Genomic DNA, 19,346 nt, shown 5'->3' on the forward strand with positions numbered 1-19,346 from the left:
TGGTTGAGTTCAGAACCTGGACTTAAAAATCAACGGCCACTGGACCACTGCTTGCGGGTTGTTCCCCGGGAATGGCGGCGACCAGTTCACGTGTGTAGGCGGATTGGGGATCTAAGAAGATTTGGCTTGGCGGTCCTTGCTCCACGACCTGCCCTTTCTGCATCACCGCGATACGGTCACAGATTTGGCTGGCGACGCGCAGATCATGGGTAATGAAAATCATCGACACCCCCGTCTCGCGCTGGATCCGGTCCAGTAGCTGCAGAATCTGCGCCTGGATCGATACGTCCAGTGCCGAGACCGCTTCGTCCGCTATCAGCAGTTTGGGTTTGAACATAAGCGCCCGGGCAATGCCGATGCGTTGCCGTTGGCCACCGGAAAACTCGTGCGGGTAGCGGTCGAACGCCCTCGAGTCGAGCCCAACATGGTCGAGAAGCGCGCGTGCCTCATCGCGCGCTTTGGCGACAGCCATTCCGTGGGCCACCGGCCCGACGGTCAGTATTCGTCCTATCGTCATTCGCGGGTTGAGCGAGGCGAAGGGGTCCTGGAAAATCATCTGGACCTTCTGGCGCAGCGGCCGAAATTTCGCCTCATGCAAAGGCGCAATATCAGTGCCGTCGAACAGAATTTTTCCACCGTCGGCGTCCATTAGCTTGACCAACAGACGTCCCAGCGACGACTTGCCCGAACCGCTTTCGCCCACGACCCCAAGCGTCTGCCCCGGCGCAAGTTCCAAGGAAACATTCCTCACCGCGGGAACGACCCGGTGGGTTCCGAAAATCCTGCTTCCACTGTGATAGGTCTTTACCAGTCCCTCGACCTTGAGGATTGGATCGGTATTTTCTGTCTGCAACGCTACCCGATCTACCCCAGTCAGATGAGGAACAGCAGCGATTAGCCGTTGTGTGTAAGGATGCGTTGGCTCGGTCAGAACCGCACTGGCGCTGCCCTGCTCGACAACATGGCCCTTTTCCATCACCACGACTTCGTCGGCGATCTCGGCCACGACACCGAAATCATGGGTGATGAACAACACGCTCATGCCTTTACGACGCTGAATCTCGCGGATGAGTTCAAGGATCTGCGCTTGGGTGGTCACATCGAGCGCGGTAGTCGGTTCGTCGGCAATCAGAATCGTGGGTTCCAGCGCCAACGCCATGGCGATCATCACCCGCTGGCGTTGCCCTCCCGACAAACGGAACGGGTATTGATGATACATCAATTCCGGATCCGGCAAGCCCACCTCGGTCAGCAGTTCGATGCCTCTCTCGCGACGCGATGTGGAGGTGCCGACGCCATGGGCCTGCATTGCCTCGTCGATCTGCGCACCAACGGTCATTAAGGGATTGAGTGCGGAGAGCGGGTCCTGAAAGATCATCGACACCACCCGACCACGCAAACTGCGCAGCGCTTCGGGGCCCATGCCGACGATCTCGCGCCCTTCCAACTGGATCGATCCGCCGGTGATATCAATTGCCTTAGGCAGAATCCCCATGATCGTATTAGCCGTCACCGATTTGCCGGAACCAGACTCGCCGATCACACACAGAATTTGACCACGGTGGAGATCGAACGAGATATTCTCGACCGCATGCGCGCGTTCCATGCCCTTCGGAAGCTTCACTGTTAACCCGCGTACCGAAAGCGCCACATCGGGCTTGTCTACCGTCTGGATCTTTGCGGTCATCATGCCTCCTAGTTGTTGCGCTGGTTCGGAAAACCGGGATCGCGCCGCGTCTCGTCAATGTTGGCCTGCTATTGACAGTAGAGTCGTTCAAATCTTCTGCCTGCCCGGCACGATCATCTGCTGTCTCTGACCGGAAAGGCATTTTATTCTGTTTCTGCTTCAATCGGCTGTCTTGGCGGATCGACCTGTCGTTCCGACAAGAATGTGATACGGACGCCGGCTATCGCATCCATGCCAATCACTGTCCCGGTGGGATGGCTTTGGGCATGACCCATTTGCAAAGACCCGACGTTTCGGCTCAATTTCGGTTTCCGGATTTCTTTTTCTGAATACATTTGCCGGATGCATTTTTTGAACACAGGTCGGCAGAGTGTGGGAATGCAGTATCGAGACAAATCCGGTGGAATTCGACGCCCACTCCGTGACGAACTCGGTGACGGATAGGGACGGCAGGTGTATTCATGGTTTGGGCAATGACTGGGCAACGGACATGAAGCTTGACAAGATCGACATCAGAATTCTGTCAGAACTGCAGAAAAACGGTCGGATCACCAATGTCGAATTGGCAGAATTGGTGTATTTATCGCCAAGCCCCTGCCTGATGCGCGTCAAGAAACTTCAGGCCGAAGGATATATCACGGGTTATTCGGCGCAGATCGATATAGCCAAGCTAGGCCAAAGCCTGACGGTCTTCACCGAAATCACACTGCGGAACCACCGGCAAATCGACTTTGCGCGGTTTCTTTCAGCCGTCGAGAAGATCGACTCTGTGATCGAATGCCACCTTGTGTCGGGAGGTTACGATTATCTTGTAAAGTTCATGACCTCGGGAATCACCGAGTACCAAGCAATCATGGAACATCTCATCGAGATGGAGATCGGAATCGACAAATATTTCAGTTTCGTCATCCTGAAATCACCGATCGTGAAGACGCATCATCCCTTGGATTCGATTGCCGAAGTCGATTGACACCGACGCCCGCCGGCGGCGGGCGCCGGGAATTGATCAATCTTTCAACGCGCCCCGCACGTCCTTGTCTTCAAGCGTCTGATCAAGTGTCATCCGGGTACGGTCGATGATCGTATCAATCTCTTCTTCAGTGCAGCACAGCGGCGGCGCATAGCCCAGAATGCCCTGGTTGAAGGCGCGGATGATCAATCCATTCGCCCACGCACGGTCGAAGATGCGGCGTCCGGCATCCGCTTCGGCCGGTAGTGGAGTCTTCCGCTCCTTGTCGGTGACCAGTTCGATCGCAGCCAGCATACCGCGACCGCGTACATCCCCCACCAAGGGGTGATCGGCCAGTGAATACAAACCTTCCAATAACCTGTTACCGGCCATGCGGCCGTTGTCCAACAGGCCATTTTCATAGAGATCCAGGCAGGCAAGCCCTACCGCTGCGCTTACCGGATGGCCGGAGTATGTCTGGCCGTGACCGATAGGGGCGTCGCCGGCCCCATCGGCGATGGTGTCGTAGATGCGGTCCGACAAGAAGACCGCGCCCATCGGCACATAGCCCGAGGTCATGCCCTTGGCGGCGGTGATGAAGTCCGGCACGATTCCGTCCTCGGCACTGGCGAAAAGCGGCCCTGTTCGGCCAAAGCCTGTGATAACCTCATCGGCGACGAACAGGATGTCATGCTCCTTACAGACCGCATGCATCGCCTTCATCCACCCCGCAGGCGGCACGAGAACCCCGCCCGATCCCTGAATCGGTTCAGCATAGAAGGCGGCAACGCGTTCGGCGCCCAACTCGGCAATCTTGGCACGCAGGCTGGCAACCGAGGCCGCAATAATTGTCTCGCCGTCGCTGCCGACCGGATTGCGATAAGCGTAGTGTGATGGAATCTTGTGCTGCCAGTCATGCGGTACACCGAAGCCGGTATGAAAGACCGGTAGCGCCGTCAGCCCCGCCCCGGATGTCGAGGACCCGTGGTATCCACTTTCGACAGAGATAAACTGGTCCTTTTCCGGTTTTCCGATGGCATGATGGTAATAGCGGATGAACCGGATCGTGCTGTCGACCGCATCCGATCCGCCGAGGGTGAAATAGACGTGGTTCAGATCCCCCGGTGCATGTTCGGCAAGCCGCGCCGCAAGACGAATGGCAGGTTCCGAACCCAAACCGAAATAGCCGGTTGCATAGGCCAGTTGGGACAACTGCTTAGTCGCCGCGTCGATCAAACTCTGTTGGGCGTACCCGGCGTTGACACACCAAAGGCCCGCGAATCCGTCCAGTAATTCCCGCCCTTCAGCATCGGTGACTGTCGCGCCCTTGGCGGATGAGAGGACCCGGACGCCGGCCGCTTCGTGCCCCCGATAAGATGCCAGCGGGTGCACCAGATGGGCGCGGTCGAGTTCGACAAGTGAATTGGCACGCATTTCAAGCTCCTTCATCCTGCGGCCGGGCCGGGCAGCCAGCCCGCATCGGTTCACGACGCATGCAGCTGGTCCACATCAACCTGGAATTTGTCCTGCGCGACCAAAACAAAGGACGTCACGGGAACAGATATAGCCATGAGCACGCTCACATTACTGAGCGGAGCGACGATGAGATTCCCGTGGCAAATACGATCATCGTCGCAACCCTTATGTGGCGCCTTCAGAAAGACAATGACGCCTGGGTACCGGCAGAAATTGCTGCATTTGAGAAGATCTTTCGAATCTTCTGCCAAACTTCAGCCCCATTCCGCAGGGAACTCTCTCAACTGACGGCTATCTTGCCGATGACGCGTTGCCGCGCAACTGGGGTGCTCCAAGATCGAGCAGGGAGCCCGCATCGATTCCTAAGCCGGCCTCGCTTGAACCAGATCGGTCACGTCTGCACCGAAGACGCACCCAATGCGGAGGAACGACCCAATGGACGCCATCACGACAATCGGAGGCCTCAACGATGCCGGACTGCTGCGTCAGCAGGCACTGATCGGAGGCGTTTGGCAGGACGCCGCTAGCGGCAATACCATCGGCGTCATCGACCCGGCCAACCAATCAATAATAGGAACCGTTCCCGATATGGGCGGGTCCGAAACCCGTGCCGCGATTGAGGCGGCCCAGACGGCATTCAAGAGCTGGAAGGCCCGCACGAATGCCGAGCGTGCTGAAATACTGGAACGCTGGCATGACCTAATAATTGTTAACCTGGAGGATTTGGCACTGCTCCTCACCCTCGAACAGGGTAAGCCGCTGGTGGAGTCGCGCGGCGAGATCCGCTATGGCGCATCGTTCGTCAAATGGTTCGCCGAAGAAGCGCGCCGGATCGGGGGAGCGACCGTCCCGTCGCCGGCAGCCGACCGCCGCATTCTAGTTTTGAAGGAAGCCGTCGGTGTCTGCGCCATCATCACACCCTGGAACTTTCCCAATGCGATGATTACCCGCAAAGTTGCTCCGGCGCTGGCGGCCGGCTGTACCGTTGTGATTAAACCGTCTGAGTTCACTCCCTTCTCGGCCCTGGCGCTTGGCGTTCTGGCGGAACGCGCCGGCATCCCCGCCGGTGTGATCAACATAATCACCGGCATGCCGACCGAGATTGGCGACGAGTTGATGGCGAACGAAACCGTACGCAAGATCTCTTTCACCGGTTCGACCCGGGTCGGCGCGCTCTTGATGCGCGGGGCATCCGACAGCATCAAGCGGCTGAGCCTGGAACTGGGCGGTAACGCACCCTTTATCGTATTCGACGACGCCGACATGGAGAAAGCAATCGAAGGCGTTCTCGCGTCGAAATATCGCAATGGCGGCCAGACCTGTGTTTGCGCCAACCGTATCCTGGTTCAGGCTGGCATCTACGATGCTTTTGCCGAAAGGTTGAGCCAGCGTGTGGCGCAGTTGAAGGTGGGCCCGGGCATCGACGAGGGCACCGATATCGGTCCGATGATTAACGAAGCCGCAATCTCCAAAATCGACAGACATGTCGCGGATGCGCAGGCAAAGGGCGCGCGGATCGTCGGGCAGGCGGAGTCTATGCCGGAAGGTCGCCAATACGCACACCCCATGGTGCTGGCGGAGGCGAAAACCGATATGATGCTGGCCTCGGAAGAAACCTTTGGGCCGGTCGCACCGCTCTTCCGTTTCGAGACCGAGGACGAGGCGCTGACGATCGCCAATAGCACGCCCTATGGACTTGCCGCCTATTTCTACACCGAGAACCTCAAGCGGTCCTGGCGTGTTGCGGAGGCGCTGGAATTCGGGATGGTTGGACTCAACACTGGTTTGATTTCCACCGAAGTCGCGCCATTCGGCGGCGTCAAACAATCCGGCCTGGGCCGAGAAGGATCGTCTCTTGGGATCGAGGAATATCTCGAAACCAAGGCCTTCCATGTCGGCGGACTGTCCGGATAGTGCGGCACTTACCGGATATCGCAGCGTCGAACGCAGACGCCAACACGCGACCTTTTGCCTGACCTTAGGGGTGGATTCCATGGCATTTCTGTTTAATTCCGATGCGGCGCGCGGCGCAATCTTCCAAGAGATCCTCACGCGCGAGTTTCCGGACCTGGAGTTTTACCAGCCGGGTGACGATGTTGACGCCGAGAAGGTCCGCTACCTCATCACATGGACGGTGCCGGAGGACATCTCGCGGTACCGTAACCTGGAGGTGCTGTTTTCTATCGGCGCAGGTGTCGATCAGTTCAATGCGGATATCGTGCCTCCCCATGTGAACCTAGTGCGCATGGTTGAGGACGGCATCATCCGCATGATGCAGGAATACGTAGCCCTTGGTGTGTTGGCGCTTTTCAGGGAAATCCCAGCCTATCTCGAGCAGCAGAGGCGTCACGACTGGAAGGCTCTTGCCTCCCGGCAGGCCCATGAGTGCCGGATCGGCTTTCTCGGTCTTGGCGTGTTGGCCCAAGCAGCAATTGAGCGCTTGAAACCGTTTCAATTTCCTCTCGCCGGATGGAGTCGCAGCAGAAAACAGATCGAAGATGTCGACTGTTTTCATGGGGCGGACCAACTTGCCGGTTTTCTGAACCGGACGGACATTCTTGTCTGCCTGCTGCCGTTGACCGAGCAGACGCGTGGGATGCTGGACAATACGCTTTTCGCCCAGCTTCCCGCCGGGGCGCGGCTATTGCACGTCGGTCGTGGACCACAGCTCGACCAAATGGCCTTGATCGAGGCGCTGGACAACGACCGGTTGGCTGCGGCAATGCTGGACGTCACCGACCCCGAGCCGCTGCCGGAGAACCATCCGCTGTGGTCTCATCCTAAGGTGATGATCACCCCGCATATCGCATCTGTGACCCAACCGCATACGGCGGCACGGTCCGTTGTTGAAAATATCCGACGCCACCGCGCCGGTGAAAAAATGATCGGCCTCATCGATCGAAACATTGGCTACTAAAAGGAAATAAAAATGTCTCTTCTACTCTCAATCGATACGACCCCTGCCTCCACGCCGAAGGAGTCTCTGCCCCTGCCGGAGCGGCTGATTTCCGGCGATCCCTCTTTCAAAACTTGGGCGCAGGACGCCTCGAAAGACGAAAAGGTCCAGACCGGCGTCTGGGAGGCGACCCCTGGTGTGACGCATTCGATCAAGGGGACGACTTTCGAGTTCTGCCACATCCTGTCGGGCGTCGTGGAAATCGAAGAGCAAGGCGGCGAAACAAAGACCTACCGCGCTGGAGACAACTTCGTGATGAAGCCGGGATTTGTCGGCGTCTGGCGTTCCATCGAAACGGTGCGTAAGATCTATGTCGTTGTGAAGGACTGAGCCCGTCCCGTCGACCCCAAGCATGACTAACCCCAGGGATGACTCCCCCTGGGCATGACCAAACCCAGGCATGACCAACCCAAGGAGAGCCTTGTGAAGAGCTATAAGATTGCGTTGATCCCCGGCGACGGGATCGGCAGGGACGTGACCGATGCGGCCTGGCAGGTTCTGAAAAAGGCAGCCGATGCGGGCGGTTTTCTACTGGAAGGTACGGAGTTTCCTTGGTCCTGCGAATATTACAAAGAGACGGGGGAAATGATGCCCGCCGACGGGATAGAGATACTGTCGGGGTATGACGCTATCCTGCTCGGTGCCGTCGGTTGGCCGGTCGACGTGCCCGACTCGGTCTCCCTGCATGGGCTTTTGCTGCCAATCCGTAAGCGCTTTGCCCAATATGCCAACATTCGCCCACACAGACTCTTGCCGGGGGTTCAGGGACCGCTCCGTTCGGACGGCTTCGACATACTTTGCATCCGCGAGAACACCGAAGGCGAGTACTCCGGTGCCGGGGGGCGAATCCATTCGGGCACCGCAAACGAAGTCGCAACCGAAACCGCAATCTTCACCCGGACCGGTGTCGAACGCATCCTTCGGTTCGGCTTCGAGCAGGCGCGAACGCGAAAAAAGAAACTCGCCTCAGTCACCAAGTCCAATGCCCAGAAACATTCCATGGTGTTTTGGGATGAGGTCACGCAAGAGGTGGCGAAGGACTATGACGACGTAGAAGTTTCACATTACCATGTCGACGCAATCGCGGCCCGCATGGTCATTGCGCCGGAAAGCCTCGATGTCGTTGTCGCCTCGAACCTGTTCGGCGACATACTCACCGACCTCGGCGCAGCGATACAGGGCGGCCTGGGATATGCCGCTTCGGCCAACATCAACCCCGATCACAGTGTGCCGTCCATGTTCGAGCCGGTCCATGGCTCCGCGCCCGATATCGCCCATCTGGGCACGGCCAACCCGATTGCAGCGATCTGGTCCGGGGCGATGATGCTCGAACATCTGGGCGAGGAGCAGGCGGCACGCACAGTCATGCAGGGGATCGAGACCGCAACCGGACAGGGCGTGGGTACGATTCCCGGTAAGGATCGTACCGAAACGATCACGCAGGCAGTGTTGTCGGCGGTGGGCTGACCGGCACGCGGAAACCATTTCCCCGGTCTAGTTGTGCGTTCGCCGCCTAGATCTTGAACATGCGGAAAGCATAGCTTGCGCTCATCTCAGCCCAGCGCATGGCCGGCCAATCCGTAGATCCAAGGCGCCGATTCTCGTCGATTCAAGAACTTGCGTCCCTTGGACATCGTGCTCACGGCCTCCCCTTGCGTCAGACTGAACTGATCCAAGAACTTGGCAAACGGTCCGTCGTCCTCCCGCGTGTCGATACGGACGAATTGTCCGCGCAGTTTCCTTAAATGCCAGGATGTGAGGGCGATCGCATCCGTGTCATTCCGCGCGACAATGGGGCCGATCACGCGACCGCGCCCAAATTCTCGGCACATGGCGTAGCCGACCATTTCGCCGTCGCGCCACATCGCGCAGAGAGATGCCTGCTCGGACAAGACGGTCAGCATTTTCCCTCGATCGGCGCCGAAAGCTTGGAAATCCAGCGGCAAAATCTCAGCGGCCTTTTCGACCGATAGCGTGCCGATGGTACCTTCCGGCGCGGCCGTTTCCGGAAAATCGGCGATACGTCCCTGGAGCAAATTGACCGTTGCTTCCCGCTTGAAACCCAGCGAGACGTACAATGGAAATGCCGCTTTGGTCGCATTGAGGCTCAAGTCGCGACCTTTGCAGTTCGCCAGAACCTGTTCCATCAGCCAGCGGCCCGTGCCTTGGGCCTGGGCGCGTGGTGTTGTAATCACCAGACCGATAACCGCAAAGTCCGGTCCATATGGGTACCACATCGCGCTTCCAAATACGCGGCCGATACCGTCGACGGCGACAATGCCTTTTCCGACTCGCCGCAGAATCTCCCAGTCCGCAGGTCGATGGGGCCAACCAACGCCAATCGACAGTGCATGCAAGAGGTTCACGTCGACGTCCGCGATGTCCTGCGCAACCAGTTCAAAGGACTTCACACGTACAGATCTTGCCATTTATACATTTCTCTCCCACTTGACGATACCAGCTCCGCAATTACCGCCGCAAAAATCCAGCACCGCCTGTTTTATTGTGCCGGCACCCGCCAGCAGTATTGGCCGCATTTACACCGGCCTTCGGAATCTTCTGCTAAACTTTTGCTCCTTTCCGCAAAGAAACCTCCCGTATCGCCGCTATTCTGACGGCGACTGGTAACAGAACAATCCGGGTGGTCCCAATGACTGTCGAAGACATTCTCGCAAATTTGGTTGGCTTTCAATCGGTAGTTGGCACGCCGAATGGTGAGATCGTCGAGTGGATTCACACTTACTGCAAGGCCCATGGGGCGGAAACGAGCGTCCATATCGGCCCCGAAGGCGACCGTGCCAATCTCTTCGTCACAATCGGTCCACGCGACGGTCACGGCTATATTTTGTCAGGTCATATGGATGTCGTGCCGGCGAATGAACCGGAATGGAACAGCGATCCCTTCACCATGCGGCGGGAGGGAGAACGGCTCTATGGGCGCGGCACCTCTGACATGAAGGGCTTCATAGCCTGCGCCCTGGCAGCCTTGCCGCGCCTCTCATCGATGGGGCTCAAGCACCCAATCCACCTGGCCCTTTCTTACGATGAGGAAGCGGGTGCCCGCGGTGTGCCGCATCTTATCGCCGAATTGCCAAAACTCTGCGAACAACCACGCGGTGCGATCATCGGCGAACCAAGCGGTATGCAGGCCGTTCGCGCACACAAGGGGAAGGCCGCTGCGCGGATCGAAGTGATCGGATGCCCGGGCCATTCCTCAAGGCCCGACCTGGGACGCAATGCCATCCACGCCATGGCTGAGATCGTAACAGGCGCGGTGGCATATGATTTAGCGCTCGCTGAAACCCCAGGCGACGCCGATTTCGAGCCATCCTATTCTACATTGCAGATAGGCACCATTGCAGGCGGGCAGGCAGTGAATATCATTCCAGACCGATGCCATGCCGAAATAGAGTTGCGCGCGGTCCCCGGCTTGTCGCCGACGGAGCTTCTTGAGCCGGTCAAAGCGTGCGCACTGGCACTGCGCGAGCGCGGGTTCGATGTGGACTGGCAGGAAATGAGCACCTATCCGGGACTTTCCCTCGCGAAAGAAAGCGACTTAGCCGCGCTGCTGGCGGACCTAACCGGCAAAGAGGTACGCGCTGCCGTGAGTTACGGCACCGAGGCCGGCCTCTTTCAAGCGGCCGGCATTGACGCGGTCATATGTGGTCCCGGCGAAATCGACCGCGCACACCGGCCAAATGAGTATGTCGAAATCGCCGAACTCGCCGACTGCCAAAGGATGATCGAAGAACTGGCCCGTCGACTGGCAGCCTAGGAAGAGACGGATTGATTGATCCGTTTTGAGTCTCCGCGCATCATCCACTTGGCCACCATGGAATGATGCTTTCCGGTACAAGGATTGAAAGGCTGTGTTCCGTTTCTTGAAACGAACAATAAAACGCTATGGCATCCCCTTAGAACTTGTTCCAGATCGACTCCCATTATTTCGAGCGGCATTGAGGATTCTCGGCAATGCCGAGCCCCAAACCTTTGGCAAGAGTCACTGGCAGGAGGCTCAACGATTGAGCCGAAAACTCACATCAGCCCTTTCCAAAAAGGGAGGAAGCGATGGCGACGTTCAAAGACAACAAGACTCTACAGACAAGGCCGCCAACTTTGCACGGAGTCCTGTGATCGGTTTGGTCTACTCTGCCTTTTTTGGGCCATCCGGCTGGACGATTTTCCGAAATTATTCCCCTGAGGCAGACAGCATAGCGTCAGGCCCCTAAAAACCTGATTTACGACTCAAGAGTTTTACGGTTGGTTTCATGCTTTGTTGTGTTGCAATGGATTAGAAACAGACAAACGAAGGTGAAACTATGTAAAACGCCGTTAAATTCGTTGAATACGCCCACAATTCCAAATCTGGGGGCCACAGGTTCGAATCCGGGCGCGCCAAAAAAGTCTTACAAAGCATAGAGGATATAGCTCGACGAAGAACGTCTGAGTTGAGAACAGTTTACTACGACAACCGTCTCAGCTCCACAACGAAGCAAGTCTATGGTCTCGAACAAACATCTGCTCCCACCGCAGACATGTGGGCTGCGTACTGGGGCCGGCAGCAAAGAGAACCAGGGCAAATTACCGACGCACCCTACCTTCTGCCCAATCCAACATCACCGTTCTCGCAGGGCTTCGTCCTTGTAGCGCAACAGAGGTGAAATTAGGTACTCGATAATCTTGCGGTCGCCTGTCTTCACCTCGACCGTCACGTTCATGCCAGGAGTTAACGGAACCTCCTCGCCATCGGCGCGAATGCTTGTCGCAAGCATGTCGACACGCGTTTCATAGACAAGTCCTTGATCCTCATCCTGGATCGCGTCGCCTGACAGGTGGCGAACCCTTCCCGGGATCGTACCGTATTTGGTGAAAGGAAAACTCTCTATCTTTATCTCCGCTTCCTGACCGGGTCGAACAAACCCCTTGTCCTTGTTCAGCACCATCGCAGAAATTTCCAAAGGTGCATCGTCCGGCACCAATACCATCACCGCCTGTGCGGGCTGGACGACACCGCCAACCGTGTGAAGCTGCAGCTGTTGGACAACGCCGCTGACCGGGGCCCGCAACGTCCGCAACTCCTCTTTCACCGACGCTTTGCGAAGCGCTAGGCTGGCTTGGTCAAACTTTCGCCGCGCTTCGAGTGTTTCCTCCAGCGCCAACTTCTTGGCTTCGGCGTTAACACGATTCTGCTCCTTTACCGCGGCCTCCATTCCCGCCTCGGCTTCCAGCATTTTGTGGCGTTGAATGACGATGTCCTGCCGAGTTTGAATAAGCAGAGTCTTCACTTCCAACCAATTTGGCTTGGGGCTAATTCCCTTTTTGACCAAGGTCGCAAGGCTTTGCTCCCTCTCCTCAATCAAAGGCAGCGTTTCCTTCAGCTTCTGGATTTCCGCTTTGGTGGACTCACGTTCGGCGATTCTGCGTGAGAGTTCCGCATTCATAGACGCGATTTGCGCCTCATGCGCCGCAAAGTCTGTTTCCAGCCTTTGCTCGTGCAAGCGGACCAAGACAGGGTCGGCTCCCCTTGGCGCGGTCAACATGGCATCGACCTGCCCATCAAGCCGGCGCACCATCGCGTGCAACCGCGCAAGCTCGGTTGTGCTGGTCATCAATTCCTGGGTCAATTGTCCACGGTCGACTTCGCTTTCCGTGGGGTCAATTTCGATCAATATGTCACCCTTTGTGACACGCTGACCGTCTTTCACATGGATGGCACGGACAACGCCGATTTCCAGAGGCTGGATCTGTTTCACTCCACCCGCCGGCACGATGCGCCCTTGAGCAACCGCAACGACGTCGATCGTACCAACAATCGACCAAGTTATCGCAATGGAGAAAAACGCAGCGAGGGCAATCGCAGTCCAACGCGCCGCGGGTGACGCCGGCGTTTCCATGACCTCCAAGGCCGCAGGCAGAAACTCGCGCTCGTTCGCCGCCCAACCAGACCGGTTGCCGGCTTTCTTAGAACGATCGACCTGCGTTTCCTTTTGGGAACCCGTCTCTATCGTGCTCGCACTGCTGGCATCATTCGGCGGCATCGGCCGCCTCCCCGGATTGAAGGTGGTACAGCTTGGAGTATCGACCCCCTGAACTCAGCAATTCCTCGTGCGTTCCGTCCTCCACGATCTCACCGGCTTCAATCGTTATGATCCGGTCAGCTGTTCGGACCGTGGAAAGCCGGTGAGCAATTATTAGAACCGTCCGCCCCTTGCAGATTATCCGCATGTTTTCCTGGATGATACGCTCCGATTCATAGTCGAGCGCACTTGTCGCTTCATCGAAGATCAAGATTCGAGGGTTTGTGACCAAGGCGCGGGCGATGGCTATTCGCTGCCGTTGCCCACCCGAAAGATTATGCCCACGTTCTTCGACTTCAGTATCGTATCCTTCAGACAACTCGAGGATAAAATCGTGCGCGCCCGCCATTTTCGCAGCTTCCACGACCCTTTCCATCGCCATCCCCGGGTCAGACAAGGCGATGTTGTCGCGGATAGAGCGATTGAAGAGCAGGTTCTCTTGCAGAACGACGCCGACCTGATGGCGCAGCCACGCCGTATCGACCATCGAAAGATCTATACCGTCGATCAAGACACGGCCCGATTCCGGGACATACATGCGCTGCACGAGTTTCGCCAAGGTACTTTTGCCGGACCCCGACGGCCCGACAATGCCGACTATCTGCCCGGCAGGGACATGCAGAGAAACCCTGCGGAGTACTTCTTTGCCATCCGGGCGATACCGGAAGGTTACGCTGTCGAAGTCTACCGCTCCCTCAATCCTCTGAAGCGTGGATCGATTGGCATTATAGGCGGGCTCGGTCGGTGCATTGAGAATATCGCCCAACCGCTTCAATGATATCCGCGCTTGTTGAAAATCGTTCCATAGCTGAGCCAAACGGAGGATCGGTCCCGAAACACGCCCGGACAACATGTTGAAGGCAACCAACTGTCCCACCGTCAGGTCGCCGTTAAGCACTGCCTTCGCACCCACATACAGTGTCAGGGCCATGGTAATTTTGCTTACGGCCTGGGTGGCCTGCCCGGCAATGTTCCCGAGATTGGCCGCGCGAAACGATGATCGGACATAGCCTGCGAGTTGGTCTTCCCAACGCCTTTGCGACTGCGGCTCAACAGCCATCGCCTTCAGCGTTTCCACGCCCGTAACGGATTCAACCAGGAAAGCCTGGTTCTCGGCGCCTCTCTGAAATTTCTCTTCCAACCGAGCGCGCAGAATTGGCGTCACGATTACCGCCAAGCCGACGTAGAACGGAACGGAAGCCAAAACAATGAGGGTTAGGATCGGGCTGAACTGCCACATTACGATAAAGAAAACGAAGGTAAATGCGATGTCGATAACCAGGGTCAGAGCCGATCCGGTCAAGAAGTTCCGAATATTTTCCAACTCACGGACCCTGGCCACGCTTTCCCCAACGCGCCGGGACTGAAAATAGGACATCGGCAAAGACAGAAGATGGTTGAACAGCTTCGCGCCGAGTTCGACATCAATTCGGTTCGTCGTATGTGCGAATACAAAGGTGCGCAAAGCGCCGAGGATCACCTCAAAAGCCGAAACGACGATCAGCCCAAAGACCAAGACATCAAGCGTTGTAAGACCTCGATGAACCAGAACTTTATCGACTACGACTTGAAAAAAGAGAGGGGTAACCAAAGCGAAGAGCTGTAGGAAAAACGAAGCGATAAGCACTTCCGCGAATAGTTTTTTGTATTTCAGTACCGGCGGGATGAACCACGTAACATCAAAGCTGCCACCCTTCCCAAGAACTTTCGTACGTTTCGACAAAAGCAGCAGTCTTCCGGACCAGCGCCCCTCGAACGCCCCCTCATCAAGCGATTCAGGACGACCGATTGCCGGATCCTGGATCAGAACCTTGCCGTCTTTCACAGAGCCAAGAACCACGAAACCGCCGTCTTTTGTCTCTGCCAAAGCCGGCAGTGGCGTCTTTGAAAGCCTTGCAAAATCAGACGAAACCAACCGGGCCTTTAATCCCAAGCGTTTTGCCGCCCTGAGAAGGTCTTCCGCCGTCGCCTGTTCCCCTGGTCGGCCGAATTGATGTCTGATTTGTTCCGGATCCCCAGGCATTCCGAAGAAACGCAGCAACAAAACCAGACCAAAGATCCCGCTATCGATGTCGTCTGATTCGATTGCTACAGGCTCTACGCTTTCAGTGCCTGTTTCAGGCTCATTTGCCGTATCAGGCATTGCCAAGACCGTTGCCCCCATCTCACCAACAGACGCGCGCCCACTGCCCCGCTAAATTCAGCTAATTTTAAAGGGTTAGGGACGGTTTCCACTGGGCAAATCAGAATTCCGAGGATCCCCCACCCCAGACCGACGGAGTTCCTCACCGAGAAATCCGTCTACACCCTGTGATGCCGTCTGGGGGAGAAGCTTACAACCCTATATCGCTGAAAAATTGTTGAAGGCCGGGCTGTTTTCGGCATTGCCTGTCAACTCTTCAACGTCAACCGGGTCGCGCCGCCAAGGAGACGGGAAGCCCAGGCACCTGTTTATTGCTCGGACCATCAACAAGGCGTTCCGAACCTATGCCTCGGCTGCCCTCCCCGCTAAATTGTTGACCACGCTGCACTCATCGCCGTTTGCAAGCCACTGTCCGTATCCGGCACATCCGTCAGGCTGTCATGATCGTTTCCGGGCTGGGACTCCCACGATGCCATCGCGGACACCAATTGGTTAACCTGCGAGGCGACCATGGAACTACCGCCGGCCTGAATCTCGTCGACCTGATGCGCCGCATCGACGTACCAGTCGTCAATCGTGATGCTACCGCCATCGCCAAGAACTTCGATCAACAAGTCGTCACCGGATTGGCTGAACCAAAGCTGATCTTCGGCGACGTCAGCCCCGAACAGAATGCGATCGTTATCCCCTGCGGCGTTCGAGTCGGTGTCGACAGTGTCGACACCGTCACCGCGGTTAAACAGTATGTCGTCTGCCCCGCTGCCGCCATCCAACACGTCATTTCCAGTTCCGCCTGCGAGAGTGTCATCACCGGCCCCTCCGTCAAGAACATCGTTCCCGCTGCCACCGATCAGAACGTCGTCCCCAGCGCCCGCTTCGATCGTCATCGGCGCAAATATGGGACCGCCATCTGTGCTGTGCGTGAGATTTACCGATGTCAGGTCGTTGGAACCGGACGCATCAGCACCAGGGTTCAACGGATCCGCAAAATCAAGATGGAAACCCGCGCTGCCATGACCGCCTGAATACGGTAGAACACCACCCTCCGCGCCTCGGAATGCCGTATGGTCGAGGGATTGATCGCTGACAAAATGGACCTCTGCTATGTCCGCATCGTAACCCAAATTATTGTTGAAATAATGACCGACATAATGCGTCGTGTTGCTGCCAATCGCCCCGTTCACGGCGGTCGGCGTGGTTCCCGTCAAGGTCAGCTCTTCACCGTCCAACCACGCACGGACCGTCCCACCGTCCACCGACACGACCAAGTTCGACCACACCGTCAGATCCAGCGGAACCGTTTCGGTGCTCGTCAGAATGTTGTTACCGACACTCAAGCGAAGTTGGTTCGTATCGCTCAGTTCAACGAACTCGTTGTAACTGCCGTTATTCGCGGAAAACAACGCGCGGTATGTCGTCGTGCTTGTCTCACCCCGCAGCCACGCGCTGAACGTCCATTGCGTCCGATCCGTCTCGGGCGAGGCGGGCACGAACGAAAGCTTGTCGGACAAAGCGTCAAAACTCACATACGATAAAGCCGTATCAGCACCAGGACCCAACTCAAGGACATCATTCCCCGCGTCGCCAGAAACCACCGCTTCCGCAGTACCACCAATGGAAACTTCGACGGTCGCCTGTGCGGAGAGCGAGGTATGCCGCCCCTCCAATTCTCTCAGGGCGGCGATCCTTGCCGCCTGCTCAGCGAGCGTATCCGACACAATCGATGAGAGGGTTGATCTTACATAGCTCTCTATATTGAATTGGCGGGAAATAAGCGCATCCGAAACAGCGGTTGCAGCTGTGGCAATATCGGCCGCGGTTTCTCCGTCGACACCCTCGCTGATCTCATCACCAATATCATCGATGTCAGACCAGAAATCAGCCTCTGTGATGACGTAGTCGAAACTCACTTCCGTGCCTGGCGCAACCGCCCCGCCGGCGGTATGGCTGATTTCATATGCCCCAGTCGAAGTATCCGTCAGCGTAACAACGATGTCGTTTCCGAGTTCGAGTTCACCGTTCTCATCCGCCCCCACCAACCTGAAGACAATGTCGCCTTCCAGATCGGAACCGGACAGAAACCCTGCCAAAGGAGAGCCGTTCACCAAATCATTCAGGACGATACGCCCGTCCGCAGCCAAGGGAGCCGAATTGGCCGGGTTGAACGAAACACGCTCATCCGTATCAACAATCCCGTCGGAATTCGCATCGAAATGAATGTTCTCAATATTGCGAATTATATCCGTGCCGTCGGGTGCGGTGGACCGCTCATCGACCTCGATAACTCGGTAGCTTCCGTCGCCATTCGAAACGATAGCAAAGTCCGTTCTTTCTCCACTGAAGACAGCCGTATCGTCTCCGTCGCCGCCATCCAGAATGTCATCGCCACTACCGCCGATCAGAACGTCGTCACCGGCATCCCCATCGATCACATCAACCGTATCGACGCCCATAAGAAGGTCGTTGCCGGCTGAACCTGTCAGGGTGTGGTCCTTCACCACCGCTCCTGTACCAATAGGACTGAAGTCCGACGGTATTGCGTTCGCGAACCCATCCGCACCGAAGTTAAATGCTGTCGAGTCGGCATACGACCCTTGGATATTCGCTGCCGCAAAGAGCGGTACATTGGACGGTACAGTCAGCGTTCGCGTTGGCGCCAATGTCGAGGGATCTTCGCCGGCCGCTGCACCGGACCAGACACCGTTCTGCCCGAACCAAAGTTTTACCGTGTCACCGTCGCGCTCCATTGCGATCATACCGACGGAGGTCGTCCCAATCGACAATCCGGGTATGGCAGAATTCTCGAAAAACGATCCCTGGCTATCATCGCGGCCGTAGAGCGTTTCACCCTTGTAAATCCCGAAGGCATAACCAGACGTCAGATTGTTCCAAGAGTTCGAGTCCGTGCTCAGCGCGGCCGACGCAAAACCGATAATTTGTCGTCCGCCAGGACCAACGGAAACGGTCTCAGGCGTGTACTCGAAGTAAACCTTTCCGCCGTCAAGAATGGACGTGGTCGTACGGATCGTCTGATAACCGGAACCGGATGCATCGACCGTAGGCGTCGCCCCACTGTTGTCGATGCTGTAGTTCGACGCGTTCGGATCGTTGACATCAAACAAGTTATACGTCTCAGGAACGACAGATGCCGACGACACGTCTACAGTCACCACGCTATCCGCACTGATGCCGCTGGCATCGGTCGCGCGGATCGTAAAGCTGTCGTTGTGCCAAAAATGAGTTCGCGGCAGTTCTCCACCCAACTGCGCGGAGAACGGCACATATTCATAGGTGCCCGTTGCTGCATCGATCGTAATGACCGACCCTGACGCCAAGGTGAAGCTGCCATCCTGATTGTCGGTGATGCTTTCACCTACAACTTTGTATGTCAGAACTTCGCCGTTCGCCGGATCGGCAAGATCCGCATCGGTCACCCCAATGACCCCGCTGACCGTCCCCACATAGTCGGCAGGAAGGACGATCTTTCCATCTGTTCCGACAGGTGCGGAACTGGCCGAAGCGAGATCAAGTATCTCGCCCGCGTCGACAACGCCATCGCCATTCGCGTCGAAGTGTATCCGTTCGATATTGCTGATCGTGTCCGTCCCGTCCGGCGCGCCAGAGCGGGTATCGACGATATCGAACGTACCATCGCCGTTCGCAGCGATCGCATAATCGGACCCCGAACCGGAATAGACCGCTGTATCGTCACCCTCGCCACCGTCAAGAACATCGTTCCCAATGCCGCCAATCAGAACGTCGTCGCCGGCACCTGTCGACAAGACATCCGCTGTGTCGAGCCCGACAGCAATATCATTGCCAGCACTGCTTTCCAGCGCTTCATAACCCGTTGGCGTCTCCAACGAGATGAACCCTTCGGGTTCAGCATAGTTCCATGAGGCCGCATCAGATAGAAGCGTGGCTTCTCCCGAGTCGACAGTTTCATTTGCTGGATGAACAAAGCCCGCCAAATATACCGCCGATGGCAATCCCGTAAAAGTCGGGTTTAGCCCTTGTGAAGGATCACCTGTCGTATTGCCGGCACTGTCGTACCAAAC

General features: G+C 56.9%; 12 protein-coding genes. 6 read left to right on the plus strand and 6 right to left on the minus strand.

Annotation, left to right across the window (positions count from 1 at the left end):
* Positions 1-22 precede the first annotated feature (22 nt).
* Complete coding sequence (locus EOI86_RS20715; protein WP_240035754.1) at positions 23-1,690, minus strand: ABC transporter ATP-binding protein; 1,668 nt, start codon at positions 1,688-1,690, stop codon at positions 23-25.
* 487 nt (positions 1,691-2,177) lie between these two features.
* Here EOI86_RS20715 and EOI86_RS20720 point away from each other — a divergent pair, with 487 nt between their 5' ends.
* Positions 2,178-2,657, plus strand: a complete 480-nt coding sequence (locus tag EOI86_RS20720; RefSeq protein WP_127767559.1) for an Lrp/AsnC family transcriptional regulator — start codon at positions 2,178-2,180, stop codon at positions 2,655-2,657.
* A 36-nt stretch (positions 2,658-2,693) separates the two neighbouring features.
* On the opposite strand, the gene EOI86_RS20725 is transcribed toward EOI86_RS20720, so the two are convergent.
* A complete protein-coding gene (locus EOI86_RS20725) occupies positions 2,694-4,070 on the minus strand; it encodes an aspartate aminotransferase family protein (protein ID WP_127767560.1) in 1,377 nt (458 codons plus the stop codon).
* Between the two features lie 477 nt (positions 4,071-4,547).
* Here EOI86_RS20725 and EOI86_RS20730 point away from each other — a divergent pair, with 477 nt between their 5' ends.
* The 4 genes from EOI86_RS20730 to EOI86_RS20745 all read left to right on the plus strand — a co-directional run bounded on the left by EOI86_RS20730 (position 4,548) and on the right by EOI86_RS20745 (position 8,535).
* The gene (locus EOI86_RS20730) at positions 4,548-6,026 is read left to right on the plus strand and encodes an NAD-dependent succinate-semialdehyde dehydrogenase (RefSeq protein ID WP_127767561.1); all 1,479 of its coding nucleotides are present in this window, start codon (positions 4,548-4,550) and stop codon (positions 6,024-6,026) included.
* Between the two features lie 79 nt (positions 6,027-6,105).
* Complete coding sequence (locus EOI86_RS20735) at positions 6,106-7,029, plus strand: 2-hydroxyacid dehydrogenase (RefSeq protein ID WP_127767562.1); 924 nt, start codon at positions 6,106-6,108, stop codon at positions 7,027-7,029.
* A gap of 12 nt (positions 7,030-7,041) precedes the next feature.
* Positions 7,042-7,398 (plus strand): cupin domain-containing protein, encoded by a 357-nt coding sequence (locus EOI86_RS20740; protein WP_127767563.1) that lies wholly within the window; start codon positions 7,042-7,044, stop codon positions 7,396-7,398.
* A gap of 54 nt (positions 7,399-7,452) precedes the next feature.
* Positions 7,453-8,535, plus strand: coding sequence for a tartrate dehydrogenase (locus tag EOI86_RS20745; RefSeq protein WP_240035756.1), 1,083 nt, complete (start codon positions 7,453-7,455; stop codon positions 8,533-8,535).
* 86 nt (positions 8,536-8,621) lie between these two features.
* On the opposite strand, the gene EOI86_RS20750 is transcribed toward EOI86_RS20745, so the two are convergent.
* The gene (locus EOI86_RS20750) at positions 8,622-9,497 is read right to left on the minus strand and encodes a GNAT family N-acetyltransferase (RefSeq protein WP_127767564.1); all 876 of its coding nucleotides are present in this window, start codon (positions 9,495-9,497) and stop codon (positions 8,622-8,624) included.
* A gap of 221 nt (positions 9,498-9,718) precedes the next feature.
* Here EOI86_RS20750 and argE point away from each other — a divergent pair, with 221 nt between their 5' ends.
* The gene (argE, locus tag EOI86_RS20755) at positions 9,719-10,843 is read left to right on the plus strand and encodes an acetylornithine deacetylase (protein WP_127767565.1); all 1,125 of its coding nucleotides are present in this window, start codon (positions 9,719-9,721) and stop codon (positions 10,841-10,843) included.
* A gap of 841 nt (positions 10,844-11,684) precedes the next feature.
* Here the strand turns inward: argE and EOI86_RS20760 are convergent.
* The 3 genes from EOI86_RS20760 to EOI86_RS24640 form a co-directional block, all read right to left on the minus strand.
* Positions 11,685-13,106: an HlyD family type I secretion periplasmic adaptor subunit gene (locus EOI86_RS20760; RefSeq protein ID WP_127767566.1), complete on the minus strand. Its 1,422-nt coding sequence runs from the start codon at positions 13,104-13,106 to the stop codon at positions 11,685-11,687.
* On the minus strand, positions 13,093-15,288 hold the full coding sequence (locus EOI86_RS20765) for a type I secretion system permease/ATPase (protein ID WP_127767567.1): 2,196 nt from the start codon (positions 15,286-15,288) through the stop codon (positions 13,093-13,095). Before EOI86_RS20765 ends, EOI86_RS20760 begins: the two co-directional genes overlap by 14 nt.
* Before the next feature lie 365 nt (positions 15,289-15,653).
* Positions 15,654-19,151 carry a LamG-like jellyroll fold domain-containing protein gene (locus EOI86_RS24640; protein ID WP_205032272.1) on the minus strand — a complete coding sequence of 1,166 codons (3,498 nt, stop codon included), beginning with the start codon at positions 19,149-19,151 and terminating at the stop codon, positions 15,654-15,656.
* Between the last annotated feature and the right edge of the window lie 195 nt (positions 19,152-19,346).

The sequence above is a fragment of the Hwanghaeella grinnelliae genome, assembly GCF_004005845.1.
GTDB classification, from domain to species: Bacteria; Pseudomonadota; Alphaproteobacteria; order UBA8366; family Aestuariispiraceae; genus Hwanghaeella; species Hwanghaeella grinnelliae.